Origin of the sequence: Hyphomonas sp. (genome assembly GCF_036964145.1) — a bacterium.
Classification (GTDB): domain Bacteria; phylum Pseudomonadota; class Alphaproteobacteria; order Caulobacterales; family Hyphomonadaceae; genus Hyphomonas.
Map to the genome: position 1 here is coordinate 72359 of NZ_JBALUC010000002.1, position 15968 is coordinate 88326.

Below are 15968 nucleotides of genomic sequence, written 5' to 3' on the forward strand. Positions count from 1 at the left end.
ATGTTTGATACGCATGTAAACCTGCACGGTGAGACCTATGCCGAAGATCTGAGCGAAGTTCTGGCTCGGGCCGAGGAAAAGGGCGTGGAACAGATGCTGGCCATCTGTGACCGGCTCGACAATTTCGACGCAGTCCTGTCCATCGCCCGCGATCATCCGAACATATGGTGTTCTGTCGGGGTGCATCCGCACCACAGCAAGGATTTCCCGGACCTCTCCGTTGAGGACCTGGTTTCCAGGGCGAAGGATCCGAACGTGGTCGCCATTGGTGAAACGGGCCTGGATTTTCACTACGGCTACAGCGCGGAAGATGCGCAGGTCCGCAGCCTGAAAACTCACATAGAAGCGGCTCGCCAAACGGGCCTGCCACTCATCCTGCATACACGCGAAGCCGATGACATGATGGGCGACATTCTGGAAGAGGAATTCCGGAAAGGAGCATTCGTGCCTCTGCTGCATTGCTATACGGGCGGAGCACGGCTTGCGCAGCGCGGTCTGGATCTGGGCGGCTTTGTCTCTGTCTCCGGCATCCTGTCCTTCAAGAGCGCGCGAGACGTGCGGGAAGTGATCGCGGACGTTCCGATGGACCGGCTTATTCTGGAGACTGATTGCCCATATCTCGCGCCAGTGCCCATGCGCGGTCGGCGCAACGAGCCGTCTTATCTTGTCCACGTAGCGGAAGCCCTGGCGACATTGAAAGATGTGCCGCTGGATGAGGTCCTGCGCGTCACGACTCAGAATGCCCTCCGGCTGTTTTCGAGAATCCCAAACTGATGGCGAAGGGCGTCTTAACCTTGCTCGGTAGCGGCTCCTCTGGCGGCGTACCTCGTGTCGGCGGAGATTGGGGCGTCTGTGACCCGGCAGAGCCGCGGAACCGCAGATTGCGCTGCTCGGCGCTGGTTCAGGCCTTCGGGGACGAGGGCGAGGCGACGAACGTTCTGATCGACACGTCTCCGGATCTGAGAGAGCAATTGCTGGCTGCGGAAGTCGGTCATCTTGATGCGATCCTGTATTCGCACGACCATGCCGACCAGAGCCACGGAATTGATGATGTCCGGCCGATTTTCATTCGCCAGCGCAAGCCAATACCCACCTATCTGAGCGCGGAGACCCGCAGCACGCTGACGAAAAGGTTTGCGTATTGTTTCGAGGGGAAGGGCGGCTATCCGTCCATTCTGGACCTCCAGGACGAGCTTGTGCCGCTTAAGCCTGTGGAAATCAAAGGCGCCGGCGGAGCTCTCGACTTCATACCACTCGACATGGAGCATGGACGTATTCGCTGTCTGGGGTTCCGGATGGGCAATCTCGCCTACTGCAATGACGTTAACGGACTTCCCGCGGAGACGCTTGATGCGTTGCGGGGGGTCGAGACATTGGTCATTGATGCCTTGCGATATACACCTCATCCATCGCATGCGAACCTCGACCAGGCGCTTGAATGGATTGAGCATGTCGCGCCCAGCCAAGCGGTACTGACGAATATGCATGTCGATATGGATTACCACACTCTGTGCCAAGAACTCCCGGCTGGAGTCGTGCCCGGATATGACGGCTTGAGACTTGATTTCATTGTATAATCCACAAATATAATTTCCCATAATGATGATTATGCGACTCACGGATTAAGATCGACCTACCAGTATGGCTTGGCCATCTGATCACGCGGCCTGGCTCGCAGGTTACATGATGCACGGTATTGTTCTCCTGCTGGCTCTGACCAAGCTAGAACTTGGCAGAACAACGTTCTGTTTACTTTTCGCGCGGCTGCCCCCTTCCCCTCTCAGAGCCGAAAATCGGTTAGCCAGGAACCGATCAGTTCCTGCTTCTTCGCCAGATCCTCCGCAGCTTGGTCCGGCGTCCTGTGAAGGAAGATAAGAGAATTTCCTGGTCGCAGTTGACCCAGCAAATGCCGGTCGGAACGGTTCACTTGGAGAATGTGGGGATAGCCGCCCGTGGTCTGGCAGTCTGGCAACAAGAGGAACCCCCTTCCCCTGGGTGGCAATTGCAGCGCGCCAGGAAAGACGCCGGCGCTCGGAAAATTTGCAGCCACACCCAAATCGGGGAAATTTCCGTCGATTTCTATCCCAATCCGGTTTGCCCGCCGGGTTGCCGTGAAGTGTTCCGTCCAGAGACTTTCACATGATGGCTGGTAATCTGGTCCTTCCGACGCTCGCAAGGCAAAACTGTGGGTCAACGGAAAGCATAGGTGCTCAGGCGTAGATTCAACGTGTTGAGGACATGAGACATCATCATGCGCGCTGACCATGTCGCCCGATTTGAGCGCGCTTCCGTCCAGACCTCCCAATCCGGCAGGAAGATAGGTCGATTGGCTGCTCAGGAAATCCTCCCCCTGAAAGCCACCTGCAATACTCAGATAGGTCCGCAACCCCGCGTATGCTCGCCCGACATTCAAGACGTCGCCTGCTTCCACAAACAGGGTGTGATGGAAGGGTTTTACCTGATCGTTCAAGGAGATGGGCGCGATTGCGCCAGCGAGCGCGACTGTCGCCGCACTCGTGAATTCTGCCGAGAATGGCCCATAAGTGATTTCGATACACGCCTTGTCAGACGCGTTGCCTACCAAACGGTTCGCAATGGCATGAGACAAGGGATCTGCCGGCCCTGACGCTGGAATGCCAAAGTGGCGGTATGTGTCTCTTGGCGCGCCTTGCAAGGTCGCCTGCGGTCCAGCTTCGATAATACGGACCGTCATCTCAGGCCCATTCGATCTGCAGTGGTGTACCGGCCGACAAGAGAAATGGATCTGGGGATGACTTGTCGAACAAGATTGCATCTGTCCGTCCGATGATCGGCCAGCCTCCCGGACCCTCCAGCGCATAGATACCGAGAGAGCCCTTGATGAACCCGATTGAGCCTGCCGGGACACGCTGGCGCGGATTTTCCAATCTCCCACCGCTCAAGGACTGATCGACGCCCGACACATAGGCAAAGCCCGGCGCAAAGCCCAACATGTCGACCATCAAGCTGGAGTCATGAATCTTAGAAAGAAATTCCTCTATGGTGCAGCGATTCGCTTCAGCGCACGTAGACAGGTCCGGTGCAGAGGCTTCATCCGTGCTGACAGTGAGGGTTACTTCCGGCTGAACCGATTGTTGGTCGCACAAATTCATGGAAACCGTCTTCTTCAACAGGTCTCTCGCCGCAGATGGCTGTAGGGCCACCGGATCAAATTGCACCGTGACGCTCTCGCGGCCGACAACGACTTCGCGCCAGCTTCCACTGCTGCGCAGTACACCTGCGATTAGATGGCGATCATCAGAGGCACGTGTGACCAGCCGCAGCGCATCGTCACCACAGGGAACGATCCTCGGCCCGCTCATAAAGCGAGCTGCGCCTTTATCTCTATGCCGCGCGCATGGAGGGCTTCCCGCAGCGCCAAGGCCGAGTGGACAGCGCCAGCCGTATCGCCGTGCAGGCAGATCGTATCCACATTGAGCGCAATGGCATGGGAGCCCTGAGCGGACACGGTGCCGTTTTCGACAATCCCAATGACTTGCGCGACTTGCGCCTGCGTGGCGTCGATCACAGCGCCAGCCTCGCTTCGCGCAACCAGCGAGCCATCACCGGCATATCTGCGGTCCGCAAACCCCTCAGCGAGAAAGTCCATGCCCGTTCCATGAGCGATCTTGCTCAGGCGTGAATCGGGTGGGCCGATAATCGCCCGGATTCGAGCGTCGCGCGCAATGCGGACAACAATCTCGGCAAGATTGGAGTCGCGCGCCGCATCATTATAAAGGGCGCCATGAGGTTTGAGATGGTCGAGGGTCACGCCCTGGAGCCGTGCGAGGCTGGCGAGCGTACGCACCTGCTGCCGAAGCGACATCTCGAGCTCTTCATGGGACATGGCTACGGTCTTGCGGCCAAAATTTTGCCTGTCCGGATATGAAGGGTGCGCGCCAACCACGACATTGCGGGCTCTTGCCGCTTTCAATGTCACCCGCATGCTCTCCTCATCGCCCGCATGACCGCCGCACGCGATACTGCAGCGGCTGACCACATCGAGAATAGCGCGGTCCATGGCGCGACCGGCTTCACCCGGTAGTTCCCCGATATCAGCGTTCAGGCAAATTGTGCGGTTCATGCCCAGACATTTAGGGCTCTGAGGATCAGGCGCAAGCCGAGGCCGAAGCTTATTGCGACGACACCAATGCCGAGCATGTTCGCCAGCCATGAATTCACGTGACTGCCCAACAGGCGCTTGCGATTCATGGCGATTAACAGGAAGGCTGCGATGACAGGCAGGATGAGCCCATTTGCAATTTGGGCAAAGAGAATCACTTTGACGGGCTGCACGCCCAGTAGAGCAATAAGTGTTCCAATCGCCAGGACACCCAGCGCGATCCCCCGGAACAACAGGCCGGTGCGCTGGAACCCTCCAAATTCTGATAGCGCATACGCCGTGGCCAGTGGGGCTGTAATGGAGGATGACAGGCCCGCACCGAACAGACCAATCCCCACCAGGTATTTCGCGAGCGGCCCGTAGGCGGGTTCGATAGATATCGCCATGTCTGCAGCGGATGAGACTGTTATCCCTGAACCGAACAGGCTGGCGGCTGCCGTCGACAGGATCAGGATGGACACGAAACCGCCAAGACCGATGGATATCGCAGTGTCGGTTCTTGCGGCTCGCAATGCCTCGGCAGATCCGTTGGGCCATTTGTCACGAACCGTGGAGGCATGGAGAAACAGATTGTATGGCACGATCGTGGTGCCGATGAGAGCAATGGCCGTCAGCAATCCACCGTCCGGGATTACAGGTTTCAGGCCGCTTATCCAGCCGGAGAGGTCAGGACGCGTAAGGAGCACGCTGCCGGCAAAGGCGACACTCATCATCAGGACGAGGCCGATCAGAAGTTTCTCAATATGCTTGTAGTGGCCAAACAAGAGAAACCCGGCCGCCGTCGCGCTTAACACCAAAACGATCAGCCTGTGAGACACGCCGGTCGAATGGAACAGGGCTTCCAGCCCCAACGCCCCACCGGCGAGATTACCTGCTTCATAAGCCGAATTTCCGACCGCCAGGGCGGACACACCGAGCAGGATGATCGACCATTTGACGATCGGCCCATTCTCCGGCGCCGTCATGGCAGCTGCCAATCCCTTGCCGGACACGATCCCCAACCGCGCCGCCATTTCCTGCAGGATGATGGTTGCGAAGGTTGCGAAGACGAGTGCCCAGATCAGGGCGTAACCGAAATCGGCGCCTGCCAGCGTGCAGGCCGTAACCGTACCCGGTCCAATGAATCCGGCGGCGACGAGGGCTCCCGGTCCGATGCTGAGTTTCATGGCGCCCCCGTAGTCTGTCGCGCGGGGCGACCCTTACTAGATGTGTATCACGCGGCCTTCGGCATCCAGCACGGATTCATGCATGCTTTCGGAAATGGTCGGGTGTGGGAAGATGGTGTGCGCCAGATCCTGTTCGGTCAACTCACCCTGACGGGCAATGACATAGCCCTGGATCAGTTCAGTCACTTCCGCGCCGATCATGTGTGCGCCCAGCAATTCGCCGGTCTTCTTGTCGAAGATGGTTTTGACGAGGCCTTCAGAGGCCCCCATCGCGATGGCCTTGCCATTGCCGATGAAGGGGAAGCGACCGACCTTGATGTCGTAGCCTTTTTCCTTTGCGGCCTTCTCGGTCAGCCCAACGCTGGCGACCTGCGGGTGGGCGTATGTACAGCCCGGCACATTCCACGGATCGAATGGTTCGGCATGATCGGCGCCCGCAATGCCTTCGACACACACAACGCCTTCATGAGACGCCTTGTGGGCCAGCCAGGGCGGGCCGGTCAGATCGCCGATGGCATAGAGTCCCTTGACGCCTGTGCGCCCGAAATTGTCGACTTTGACGTGGGTCTTCTCGACCTTCACGCCTAGCTCTTCAAGGCCAAGGTCTTCAACATTGCCAACGATACCCACCGCAAGGATAGCGCGGTCGAATTCTTTTTTCTCTTTCTTGCCGGACTTGTCCGTGATTTCAGCTGTAACGGTGGACTGGCCAGATTTGAGGTTTTCGACCTTCGCACCGGTTACGATGTTCAGGCCCTGCTTCTTGAAATCCTTCTCGGCGAGCTTGGAAATCTCCTCGTCTTCCACTGGCAGGATTCGGTCCATCACTTCAGCCACGGTCACATCCGCGCCGAGCTCATGATAGAAACTGGCGAATTCGATCCCGATAGCGCCTGAGCCGATGACGAGCAAGCGTTTCGGCATGATGTCCGGTGTCATGGCCTCGCGGTACGTCCAGATCAGTTTCTTGTCTGCGATAAGGCCCGCTTGCGGGATATCTCGCGCCCGCGCGCCGGTGGCAAGCATGACATGCTTGGCCTGATAGGACGTGCCCTTGCCGTCCTTGTCTTTGACGACGACCTTCGGTGCCGGTGTACCTTTTTCGAGGCGGGCGGTGCCTTCAAGTACGTCGATCTTGTTCTTCTTCATCAGGAATTTCACGCCGGTCGATAGCTGGTTCGCCACCCCGCGTGAGCGCTTCACGACAGCATCCAGGTCGAAATCAGCCTTGTCGATCTTAAGGCCGAATTCCTTTGCGTTCTTGGCCAGATGCAGGACTTCAGCCGAACGCAGCAGCGCCTTGGTCGGAATACAGCCCCAGTTCAGACAGATGCCGCCGAGGCTTTCGCGCTCGACGATGGCCGTCTTCATGCCCAGTTGCGAGGCGCGAATGGCCGCAACATACCCGCCGGGTCCGGATCCGATCACGATGAGGTCGTACTGCGTGCTCATTGGGTAATTCCTCTCATTTCATCCCATGCCAGAAGCGCCTGGGATACGCGCAAATCCGCGCTCTCGAACATTTCAGGCGTGCAAATGTATTCCGGTTCTTCCGCAGAAATCTTGTTCATCAGAATGACACTATCGGCGGCAATATCTTCGCGAAGCTCCCGAGCTACTCCTTCGTAGCGCAGATCTTCCATGAACTCCGAAAGCTGGTCTGTAGTCTCCCTGTCGCACAAAAGGCTGATGCCTTTCTGGATCGCAAGCTCGCCAGCGATCCTCCTAATGTCCGCCTCATCCATGCCCGATGAATTGTCCGTGGAAACGCTTTCCCCGGAGCATCCGGCGAGAAGGGTCAGGCTGACAAGCATCATCCCGAGCCGCGTCATCAGAGCAGCATGGCTTCGGGGGTTTCAACATATCGCTTGAAGGCCTGCAGCCATTTGGCGCCTTCCGCCCCGCCGACGACACGATGGTCGCAGGTAAGCGTAGCGGTCATCACGGTGCGGGCAGCAATATTACCCTTCGCATCGACGACAGCGCGCTTCTCGCCTGCACCCACCGACAGGATCATGCCTTCAGGCGGATTGATGATGGACGCAAAACTCTTGATGCCAAACATGCCCAGATTGGAAATGCTGAACGTGCCCCCGCTGTATTCCTGCGGCTTCAGCTTTCGTTCCCGGGCCCGGCCGGCGAGATCCTTCATCTCTTCGGAAATCTCCGCGAGGCCCTTGGTTTCGGCATCAAAGATGACCGGCGTGATCAGTCCGCCATCGATGGCCACGGCAACCGAGACATTCGCATGCTTGTGATAGGCGATGCCCTTGTCGGTATAGGAGGCGTTGCAGTCCGGCTCGTCCATCAGCGCCATGGCGGCCGCCTTGATGAGCATGTCATTGACCGACACTTTCACACCTTCGCGCGCAGCCGCGTTGATTGCAGCGCGGCTCGCCAGCAGGTGATCGAGTTCAAGATCAATGTTCAGCGGGAAGTGTGGCACCTGCATGAAGCTGGTCGTCAGACGCTTCGCAACGGTCTTGCGCATGCCGTCCAGCGGCACGAGCTCATAGCTGTCCGGCGCATAGACCCGGTCGTCCAGAATTTGCGGCAGGATCAGGCCATCGGGCTGAGCTGCAGCGCCCATGCTGGCGCCAGCCGGTGCAGCTTTGGCGTTCTCGACATCGCGTTTGATAATCCGACCGCGCGGGCCGGTGCCCTTAAGTCCCGAAAGGTCGAGACCTTTCATCTCCGCGATCCGGCGCGCCAAGGGGCTCGCCTTGATGCGGCCATCGGAAGCATTCGCAGACGGAAGGGGTGATTTAGAGGGCGTGATAGCGCTGTCTGCCTGCTTTGCCGGGGCAGAAGCTTCTGTCTTGGGCGCAGGCTTTGTCTCTTCCGATTTCGGTGCAGCTTCCGCCTTGTTGTCCTTGGGTGCGTCCTGCTTGGCAGGTGCCTTGACCGATGATGTGTCTTCGCCTTCCTCAGCGAGGATCGCGATCACCTCATTGACCTTCACGCCTTCGGCGCCGGCCTCGACGAGGATTTTCGCAATCGTACCTTCATCAACGGCTTCGACTTCCATCGTCGCCTTGTCGGTTTCAATCTCGGCAATAATGTCACCCGAAGAGACGGTATCGCCTTCCTTGACGAGCCATTTGGCGAGCGTGCCCTCTTCCATGGTCGGCGACAGGGCGGGCATGGTGATATTGATAGCCATATCAGTCCCCCATCTTCTGGACATCGCCCGGAGATTTCGGGCCGAACTGGATCCGGTTCAGGAAGCCGGTGACGATTTCCTTGATGATTTCTTCCTTTTCCGGGCCGTCTGGATGAATATCCTTGAACGCATCGGTCACATGCTTGGCAATGTCCGCCAGCATGAAGCCCCACATGGTCGGCTCCTTGGCGGGCTCGGCAGCTTCACCGACACGCAGGCTGACATGCTCGGTATTGTCGGCAATCCAGAAGCGGATCATTTCCTGCGCACTCTGGGCACCCTCAATCGAAGGCGGCGATTTGAGTTCTCGTTTTTCAGTCGACATAGCAAACTCTCCGCGCGGCTTCGACAATGTCATCGGCATTCGGAAGGCTCATGGCTTCCAGGTTTGCCGCATAAGGCAGGGGCACGTCCTTCTGATGGACGCGGGCCGGAGGCGCATCCAGATAGTCGAACGCTTCGGCCGTGACCGTTGCTGCGATCTCGGCGCCAACGCCGAAGAAGCGCCACCCCTCCTCGCAGCAGACGATCCGGTTGGTCTTCTTCACACTCTCAATGATTGTGTCCGTATCCAGAGGACGGATCGTACGCAGATCGATAACTTCCGCCTCGATCCCCTGCTCCGCCAGTGTCTCGGCCGCCTGAAGAGCGAACCCAACCATTCTCGAATGCGCAACCAGCGTGACGTCGGCACCCTCTCGCTTGATCGCTGCCTTGCCGATGGGCAGGACATGGTCATCCAAATCCGGCACGGGGAAGCTGTTTCCATAGAGCAATTCATGCTCAAGGAAGACAACAGGGTTCGGATCGCGGATGGCGGCCTTAAGCAGGCCCTTGGCGTCGGCGGCGTCATAAGGCGCGACCACTTTCAGACCGGGGATCTGGCCATACCAGGCCGAATAGTCCTGGCTATGCTGGGCGCCCACACGCGAGGCCGCACCATTGGGACCCCGGAACACGATCGGACAGCCCATCTGTCCGCCGGACATGTAAAGGGTCTTGGCCGCAGAGTTGATGATCTGGTCAATGGCCTGCATGGCGAAGTTGAAGGTCATGAATTCGACAATGGGTTTGAGACCCGCAAAGGCGGCCCCTACCCCAAGCCCGGCAAAGCCATGCTCCGTGATAGGTGTATCCACCACACGGCGTGCGCCGAATTCCTGAAGCAATTCCCGTGTGACCTTGTAGGCCCCTTGATACTCCGCCACTTCCTCACCCATGACGAAAACAGATTCGTCGCGGCGCATCTCCTCGGCCATGGCATCGCGCAGCGCATCCCGCACCGTTGTATCGGTAAAGGACGTCCCTTCGGGAATGCTCGGGTCTGACAGCACGGCGGCCTTTGGAGCCTCGACTTCGTCGCTTGCCTCCTCCGTGTTCGTGTCTTCACCAGACTCGGCGGGCTCTTCGGTGGCCTGACCGCCGGCATCGTCTTTGGCTTCCACCTTGGAGGCGTCTTCACCTTCCTCAGCCAGTACGGCAATGACGGCATTGACCTTCACGCCTTCTGTACCCTCTGGAATCAGGATCTTTGCCAAAACGCCCTCGTCGACGGCTTCGACTTCCATCGTGGCCTTGTCGGTTTCGATCTCGGCAATGATGTCACCGGAAGAGACGGTGTCGCCTTCCTGCTTCAGCCATTTCGACAGGGTGCCCTCTTCCATGGTCGGAGACAGGGCGGGCATGAGAATATCTACGGACATTAGTGTGCTCCGGAAAACAGGATGGCGGACAGTCGAGGGGATTGCGTGCCTGTCATCAGGCGACCTCAACGTCTTTCAGGACGTCAGTCCAGAGTTCGGATGGATCAGGTTCAGGGCTCTCGAGCGAGAAGTCGGCGGCTTCCTTGACGATGCCCTTGATCTCCTTGTCGATGTTCTTGAGTTCTTCTTCGCTCGCATGACCAAGCTCCAGGAGCTGGTTCTTCAGGCCCTCGATCGGGTCATGGTGCGACCGGATATCATCGACCTCTTCCCGTTTCCGGTACTTGGCCGGGTCGGACATTGAGTGACCGCGATACCGGTAGGTCTTCATTTCCAGAATGTAAGGCCCCTTGCCGGAGCGAGCATATTTGACGGCTTTCTCGCCGGCTTCGCGTACAGCCGTCACGTCCATGCCGTCCACTTCTTCACCTTCGATCTCGAAAGATATGCCGCGCTTGTAGAGTTCGGTTTCAGACGCGTGGCGGGCGACACTGGTGCCCATGGCGTACATATTGTTCTCGATTACGTATACGACCGGTAGGTCCCAGAGTGACGCCATGTTGAAGGCCTCATAGACTTGGCCCTGATTGGCTGCGCCGTCTCCGAAATAGGCGACGGCAACGTTGTCTGTGCCGCGATACTTGTTGGCAAAGCCAAGGCCCGTCCCGATCGGGACCTGGGCCCCGACGATGCCGTGGCCACCATAGAAATTCTTTTCCTTGGAGAACATGTGCATCGAGCCGCCCTTCCCCTTGGAATAGCCGCCGGTGCGTCCGGTCAGTTCCGCCATGACGCCTTTGGGGTCCATGTCGCAGGCCAGCATATGGCCGTGATCGCGGTAACCGGTGATGATCTGGTCGCCTTCCTTCAGGCAGGCCTGCATGCCGGTCACAACGGCTTCCTGACCGATATAGAGGTGGCAGAAGCCGGCAATCTTGCCCATGCCGTAGAGTTGCCCCGCCTTCTCTTCAAACCGGCGGATCAGGAGCATGTCCCGATAGTATTTCAGCATCTCTGCCTTGCCGGTTTTGGAAGGTGCCTTTTTTGAACTTCTTGCTTTCGTCGCCATAAATACGCTCCAACCCTTTTCCAGACTTATGTATGCGCAATTACGCAGCGACAAGTCAGAACAACTATGTCAATTTGCAGAGCTTGGTTCCGAGGTAATGAGAACAATTTCATTCGGATAGACAAAAGCGAGCTTATCGCGCGCCATGGCTTCCACGAAATCCGGATCCACCGATCCCGGTGTCAGGCGCCGGATGTCGGTTCGCAAACGCCCGATATCGGTTTCCAGCTGGGAAAGCTCGGTCTTGCGGTCTTCAAGCTCCATCTGGGCGTCTGACCACCGGCCGAGCCCCTTCTCCCCCGCAAAGGCGTGGTAGGCGAAATAGAGCACCAGAAGTGACAGGCCGGCGGCCTCGAGTCGCGATTTCATAACCTCACCTAATCCCGGTATGGTTAAGAGAGCGTGATCGTCGCCGGCCCGGGAGACAGGCCCAGACCGCTAGGCAGCGTTGATGCGCGAGCGGCCGGCAAAGATGCCAACAGGTCCCAGCTCTTCCTCGATACGAATCAGCTGGTTGTATTTTGCAATCCGGTCGGACCGGGAGAGCGACCCTGTCTTGATCTGACCGCAATTGGTGGCGACGGCCAAGTCTGCAATTGTTGTATCTTCCGTCTCACCCGAACGGTGGGACATGACGGCCGTATAGCCGTGAAGATGAGCCAATTCTACGGCATCGAGCGTCTCGGACAAGGTGCCGATCTGATTAACTTTCACCAGGATGGAGTTTGCGGCGCCTTTCTGCAGGCCAACCGACAAGCGATCCGGATTGGTCACGAACAGATCGTCACCGACCAGTTGTACGCTGTCACCAATCGATTCCGTCAGGGCGACCCAGCCATCCCAGTCGTCTTCGGCCATGCCGTCTTCGATGGAGATGATGGGATAGCGAGCGCAGAGATCGGCGAGATAGGCGGCGAACTCGTCGGAACCGAGGGATTTGCCCTCGCCTGCCAGTTCGTATCTTCCGTTCTTGTAGAATTCAGTCGAAGCAGCATCCAGCGCCAGCGCCATGTCTTCGCCTGGCTTGTAACCGGCTTTCTCGATAGCCTTCATGATGAAGCCGATGGCATCGTCAGTAGAAGCGAGATTCGGCGCAAAGCCGCCCTCGTCCCCGACATTCGTGTTGTGGCCTGCTTCGCTCAGCGTCTTCTTCAGTGCGTGGAAGACCTCGGCGCCCATGCGTACGGAATCCGCCAGGCTCTCGGCGCTGACCGGCATGATCATGAATTCCTGGATGTCGATCGGATTGTCGGCATGTGCGCCGCCATTGATGATATTCATCATCGGGGTCGGCAGAACGCGGGCGTTCGGGCCGCCGACATACCGGTAGAGCGGCATGGCCGAGCTTTCAGCGGCGGCTTTTGCGAGTGCCATGGAGACGCCCAGAATGGCATTCGCCCCAAGGCGGGATTTGTTTTCAGTGCCGTCCAGATCGATCATCAGCATGTCGATCATACGCTGTTCCGTGGCGTCGAGCCCGGCCAGTTCATTGAAGATCTCGCCATTCACGGCATCGACCGCTTTCAGGACGCCCTTGCCGAGATAGCGCGCCTTGTCGCCATCGCGCTGTTCGTGGGCTTCATAGGCACCTGTCGAGGCGCCCGATGGCACGGCTGCGCGACCCAGGGAGCCGTCTTCCAGCGTGACATCAACTTCGACCGTTGGATTACCCCGGCTATCCAGAATTTCCCGGGCATGGATGTCGATGATCTCGCTCATAAGTGGCTGTACCTTTGCGGCCTAGAAATGAAAAAAGCGCCCCCTGCTGTGGCAGGAAGCGCTCGCACCCTTAAGGCTGCGCGCTCAAAAGCGCAACAGCAGGTCGTTTAGATATCGTCACGCGGCTCGAGAACCTGACGGCCCCGGTACATGCCGGTTTTCAGGTCGATGTGGTGCGGGCGGCGCAGTTCACCGGATTCCGCATCTTCGATATACGTGTTCATGTCGAGGCGGTCGTGCGAACGACGCATGCCGCGGCGCGACTTGGAGATCTTGCTCTTTGGAACTGCCATAACAGGTATCCGGTAGTTTGGCGCAAATGCGCGTGAATTGGAAAGGGGCCTCATACATAGAGGCCCGTCTCTTTGCAAGGCTCCAACGTCATCGCCGAACGAATTTCTTCAGTCCGGCCTGGCAGGCCTATTGAGCCTTTGCCGCCTCGACCTGACGCATGATCCGAAGCAGGTTTCCGCCCCAGATCTTTTCGAGGTCAGCTTCCGTATAACCCTCTTCCATCAGGCGTTCTGTCACTTTGGGCAGGAAGGAGACATCCTCCATGCCGGCCACACCGCCGCCGCCATCCCAGTCGGCGCCCATGCCAACATGCTCCGGGCCGACAATCTCCAGCGCATAGAGCATTTGCTCCATGAACACTTCAAACGAAGAAAGTGGCATCGGATAGGCCGAATCGATTTCGCCACGGCGCGCCATGTACTGCTCGCGCTCTTCGTTACTCAGGTCGAATGGCGAACGTCCCTCAAACGAGGCAGCCAGTTCTTCCAGCGCGGCCGTGCGTTCTGCAGGGGGCTCGAGATTCTCGATATACGATCCAAGAGCATTCATCTGGATAACGCCGCCATTTTCCGCGACACGCCGCAACAGATCATCCGAAATGTTCCGGGGATGGTCGTACAGGGCTTTCACGCCGGAATGTGACAGCACGATCGGAGTCGTGGAGATTTCCATGATGTCCTCAACGGTCGAGTCGGCGGCATGCGAGCCATCAACCATCATGCCGAGCCGATTGGCCTCCCGGACCAGTTCTTCGCCAAGCGGAGTCAGCCCACCAAGGTCCGTCGCCGACAAATCTGTTGCACTGTCCGCAAACTGGTTGTCGCGGAAATGCACCGGCCCAACGAGCCGCACACCGCGCTCATAGAAATCCTCAAGTACGGTCAGATCCGTGCCGAGCGGGTAGCTGTTCTCAATGGACTGGAAGACGATCCGCTTGCCATCCGCAACGATGCGCTCGGCATCATCCGCTGTGTAGGCAAGTTCGAACTCGTCCGGATGCGCCTCGACCATCGCAATTATTTCGTCTGACCGCGTCAGCGCTGCCTGTTTCGCCGCTGCGTATGAGGCTTCATCCAATGGGCCTTGAGGCGTGAAGATTACCCAGAAGCCCCCATCAAGCCCGCCGCGTTGCATCTTGGGAAGGTCGACCTGAACCTGTCCCATCCGTGTCGGATTATCCGCAACTATGTCGAAGTCCGCCTTCGAGAGATTGGCCGGCGTATCGAGATGCGAATCCATGACGAGGATCCGTTCGTGAATCTCCCTCGGCGTGGCCGTCTCGACGGGATCAACCGGGTCAATCTGGTCGGACTCGGCCCCACAGGCGACGAGAATCAGGGCGGGCAGGATGGGAAGGAAATGTTTCATGGCGTCTCGATTTTGCTGAAGCGTGTCAGGCGAGCGTAAGGACTAAGCGGCCTGACGCAAGAAAAATGGTCGCCCCAAGGGACGACCAAGTTCAGCAAGAAGGACGCTGGGCATCCGCCCAGGCAAAATGCCCAAGACATGTGCCCAACAAGAGGGTTAATAGCAGGATCAAGCTGAACGAACGGATATTCGTCCGGTTGTCTTCCGTTCATCTGGGAAGAGAATTCGATCTACTGAATTCCCCACTCCTTGAGAATCTCGTCGGAATGCTCGCCCAGCCCGGCTGGCCGACCCTGAATGGCGCCCGGTGTCGCCGAGAAGCGCGGCGCGGGAGCGGGCTGAACCACGCCTTCGATTTCAACAAAGGTCTTGCGGTCGACATTGTGCTTGTGTGTCGGCGCTTCCGACATCGACAGGACAGGCGCGAAACAGATGTCCGTGCCCTCCATGATCTCGCACCATTCATCGCGGGTCTTGGTCTTGAAGACGGTCATGATCTTCTGCTTCAGGCTCGGCCATTTTGACCGGTCCATCTGGGCCTGGAAGTCCGGATCGGTGAGGTCCGCCTTCTCGAGCAGCAAGGCGTAGAATTGCGGCTCGATCGATCCGATCGACACCCATTTGCCGTCACTACATTCATACGTGTCGTAGAAATGGGCTCCGCCATCAAGCAAATTGGCTTCGCGCTCATCCGTCCACAGACCCATGGCTTTCATGCCGTAGAACATGGTTGCAAGAGATGCCGCACCATCGGACATGGCCACGTCTACGACCTGCCCTTCGCCGCCATTTTTCACGTTCACGATGCCCGCCAGCAGGCCCATGGCCAAGTAGAGTGCGCCACCGCCATAATCGCCGACCAGGTTCAAAGGCGGGCGGGGGCGGCCATCGCCGTCGCCCATCGCATGAAGCGCCCCGGTAATGGCGATGTAGTTCAAATCATGACCTGCGGCATGCGACAGTGCGCCCGTCTGGCCCCAGCCTGTCATACGTCCATAGACAAGCTTCGGATTGCGCCCGAGGACGACATCCGGTCCAAGCCCATTGCGTTCCATAACGCCCGGGCGGAAGCCTTCAATCAGGCCGTCGGCCTTTTCGAGCAGCTTCAGTGCGGTCTCGACATCGGCAGGATCCTTGAGATTGAGCCCGATGGACCGGCGGCCCCGACTCATCACGTCAGCAGGGCGACCCGGACGTCCATCCCCCTTGCGGTCAATCCGGACCACATCGGCCCCAAGGTCTGACAGAAGCATGCCGCAGAAGGGCCCCGGGCCAATGCCTGCAAATTCAACAATCCGAACGCCGTTCAGCGGTCCCTGAGCCATGATGTATCCTACCTTTTATT

Annotated in this window: 17 protein-coding genes; 2 read left to right on the forward strand and 15 right to left on the reverse strand. The window is 58.3% G+C overall.

The window, feature by feature from the left end; translation table 11 throughout:
- A complete protein-coding gene (locus V7660_RS05440) occupies positions 1-774 on the forward strand; it encodes a TatD family hydrolase (RefSeq protein ID WP_335602111.1) in 774 nt (257 codons plus the stop codon).
- Positions 774-1577: an MBL fold metallo-hydrolase gene (locus V7660_RS05445; RefSeq protein ID WP_335602112.1), complete on the forward strand. Its 804-nt coding sequence runs from the start codon at positions 774-776 to the stop codon at positions 1575-1577. Before V7660_RS05440 ends, V7660_RS05445 begins: the two co-directional genes overlap by 1 nt.
- Before the next feature lie 203 nt (positions 1578-1780).
- On the opposite strand, the gene V7660_RS05450 is transcribed toward V7660_RS05445, so the two are convergent.
- The 15 genes from V7660_RS05450 to V7660_RS05520 form a co-directional block, all read right to left on the reverse strand.
- On the reverse strand, positions 1781-2794 hold the full coding sequence (locus V7660_RS05450) for a biotin-dependent carboxyltransferase family protein (protein ID WP_335602113.1): 1014 nt from the start codon (positions 2792-2794) through the stop codon (positions 1781-1783).
- A complete protein-coding gene (locus V7660_RS05455) occupies positions 2715-3341 on the reverse strand; it encodes a 5-oxoprolinase subunit B family protein (protein ID WP_335602114.1) in 627 nt (208 codons plus the stop codon). The genes V7660_RS05450 and V7660_RS05455 overlap by 80 nt, the downstream gene beginning before the upstream one ends.
- Complete coding sequence (pxpA, locus tag V7660_RS05460; protein WP_335602115.1) at positions 3338-4102, reverse strand: 5-oxoprolinase subunit PxpA; 765 nt, start codon at positions 4100-4102, stop codon at positions 3338-3340. Before pxpA ends, V7660_RS05455 begins: the two co-directional genes overlap by 4 nt.
- Entirely contained in the window at positions 4099-5307 is a 1209-nt protein-coding gene (locus tag V7660_RS05465; RefSeq protein ID WP_335602116.1) for an Nramp family divalent metal transporter, read from the reverse strand. The genes pxpA and V7660_RS05465 overlap by 4 nt, the downstream gene beginning before the upstream one ends.
- Positions 5308-5343: 36 nt before the next feature.
- Positions 5344-6759 carry a dihydrolipoyl dehydrogenase gene (gene lpdA / locus V7660_RS05470; RefSeq protein WP_335602117.1) on the reverse strand — a complete coding sequence of 472 codons (1416 nt, stop codon included), beginning with the start codon at positions 6757-6759 and terminating at the stop codon, positions 5344-5346.
- The gene (locus tag V7660_RS05475; RefSeq protein WP_335602118.1) at positions 6756-7124 is read right to left on the reverse strand and encodes a hypothetical protein; all 369 of its coding nucleotides are present in this window, start codon (positions 7122-7124) and stop codon (positions 6756-6758) included. Before V7660_RS05475 ends, lpdA begins: the two co-directional genes overlap by 4 nt.
- Before the next feature lie 14 nt (positions 7125-7138).
- A complete protein-coding gene (locus tag V7660_RS05480; protein ID WP_335602119.1) occupies positions 7139-8470 on the reverse strand; it encodes a pyruvate dehydrogenase complex dihydrolipoamide acetyltransferase in 1332 nt (443 codons plus the stop codon).
- A gap of 1 nt (position 8471) precedes the next feature.
- Entirely contained in the window at positions 8472-8795 is a 324-nt protein-coding gene (locus V7660_RS05485) for a DUF5076 domain-containing protein (RefSeq protein WP_335602120.1), read from the reverse strand.
- Positions 8785-10173: a pyruvate dehydrogenase complex E1 component subunit beta gene (locus V7660_RS05490; RefSeq protein WP_335602121.1), complete on the reverse strand. Its 1389-nt coding sequence runs from the start codon at positions 10171-10173 to the stop codon at positions 8785-8787. Before V7660_RS05490 ends, V7660_RS05485 begins: the two co-directional genes overlap by 11 nt.
- A gap of 55 nt (positions 10174-10228) precedes the next feature.
- Entirely contained in the window at positions 10229-11242 is a 1014-nt protein-coding gene (gene pdhA / locus V7660_RS05495) for a pyruvate dehydrogenase (acetyl-transferring) E1 component subunit alpha (RefSeq protein ID WP_335602122.1), read from the reverse strand.
- A gap of 69 nt (positions 11243-11311) precedes the next feature.
- Positions 11312-11611 carry an FtsB family cell division protein gene (locus V7660_RS05500; RefSeq protein WP_335602123.1) on the reverse strand — a complete coding sequence of 100 codons (300 nt, stop codon included), beginning with the start codon at positions 11609-11611 and terminating at the stop codon, positions 11312-11314.
- A 69-nt stretch (positions 11612-11680) separates the two neighbouring features.
- Positions 11681-12961, reverse strand: coding sequence for a phosphopyruvate hydratase (gene eno / locus V7660_RS05505; RefSeq protein WP_335602124.1), 1281 nt, complete (start codon positions 12959-12961; stop codon positions 11681-11683).
- A 107-nt stretch (positions 12962-13068) separates the two neighbouring features.
- The gene (rpmF, locus tag V7660_RS05510) at positions 13069-13254 is read right to left on the reverse strand and encodes a 50S ribosomal protein L32 (RefSeq protein ID WP_034812412.1); all 186 of its coding nucleotides are present in this window, start codon (positions 13252-13254) and stop codon (positions 13069-13071) included.
- A gap of 127 nt (positions 13255-13381) precedes the next feature.
- The gene (locus tag V7660_RS05515) at positions 13382-14623 is read right to left on the reverse strand and encodes a dipeptidase (RefSeq protein WP_335602125.1); all 1242 of its coding nucleotides are present in this window, start codon (positions 14621-14623) and stop codon (positions 13382-13384) included.
- 230 nt (positions 14624-14853) lie between these two features.
- Positions 14854-15948 carry a CaiB/BaiF CoA transferase family protein gene (locus V7660_RS05520; protein WP_335602126.1) on the reverse strand — a complete coding sequence of 365 codons (1095 nt, stop codon included), beginning with the start codon at positions 15946-15948 and terminating at the stop codon, positions 14854-14856.
- Between the last annotated feature and the right edge of the window lie 20 nt (positions 15949-15968).

Excerpts from the sequence above, each read along its gene's own strand:
- V7660_RS05485 (WP_335602120.1), bottom strand. The coding sequence starts at position 8,795 with ATGTCGACTGAAAAACGAGAACTCAAATCGCCGCCTTCGATTGAGGGT.
- V7660_RS05465 (WP_335602116.1), bottom strand. The coding sequence starts at position 5,307 with ATGAAACTCAGCATCGGACCGGGAGCCCTCGTCGCCGCCGGATTCATT.
- pdhA (WP_335602122.1), bottom strand. The coding sequence starts at position 11,242 with ATGGCGACGAAAGCAAGAAGTTCAAAAAAGGCACCTTCCAAAACCGGC.
- V7660_RS05475 (WP_335602118.1), bottom strand. The coding sequence starts at position 7,124 with ATGATGCTTGTCAGCCTGACCCTTCTCGCCGGATGCTCCGGGGAAAGC.
- V7660_RS05455 (WP_335602114.1), bottom strand. The coding sequence starts at position 3,341 with ATGAGCGGGCCGAGGATCGTTCCCTGTGGTGACGATGCGCTGCGGCTG.
- V7660_RS05500 (WP_335602123.1), bottom strand. The coding sequence starts at position 11,611 with ATGAAATCGCGACTCGAGGCCGCCGGCCTGTCACTTCTGGTGCTCTAT.
- rpmF (WP_034812412.1), bottom strand. The coding sequence starts at position 13,254 with ATGGCAGTTCCAAAGAGCAAGATCTCCAAGTCGCGCCGCGGCATGCGT.
- eno (WP_335602124.1), bottom strand. The coding sequence starts at position 12,961 with ATGAGCGAGATCATCGACATCCATGCCCGGGAAATTCTGGATAGCCGG.
- V7660_RS05490 (WP_335602121.1), bottom strand. The coding sequence starts at position 10,173 with ATGTCCGTAGATATTCTCATGCCCGCCCTGTCTCCGACCATGGAAGAG.
- pxpA (WP_335602115.1), bottom strand. The coding sequence starts at position 4,102 with ATGAACCGCACAATTTGCCTGAACGCTGATATCGGGGAACTACCGGGT.
- V7660_RS05445 (WP_335602112.1), top strand. The coding sequence starts at position 774 with ATGGCGAAGGGCGTCTTAACCTTGCTCGGTAGCGGCTCCTCTGGCGGC.
- V7660_RS05440 (WP_335602111.1), top strand. The coding sequence starts at position 1 with ATGTTTGATACGCATGTAAACCTGCACGGTGAGACCTATGCCGAAGAT.
- V7660_RS05480 (WP_335602119.1), bottom strand. The coding sequence starts at position 8,470 with ATGGCTATCAATATCACCATGCCCGCCCTGTCGCCGACCATGGAAGAG.
- V7660_RS05520 (WP_335602126.1), bottom strand. The coding sequence starts at position 15,948 with ATGGCTCAGGGACCGCTGAACGGCGTTCGGATTGTTGAATTTGCAGGC.
- V7660_RS05515 (WP_335602125.1), bottom strand. The coding sequence starts at position 14,623 with ATGAAACATTTCCTTCCCATCCTGCCCGCCCTGATTCTCGTCGCCTGT.
- V7660_RS05450 (WP_335602113.1), bottom strand. The coding sequence starts at position 2,794 with ATGCAATCTTGTTCGACAAGTCATCCCCAGATCCATTTCTCTTGTCGG.
- lpdA (WP_335602117.1), bottom strand. The coding sequence starts at position 6,759 with ATGAGCACGCAGTACGACCTCATCGTGATCGGATCCGGACCCGGCGGG.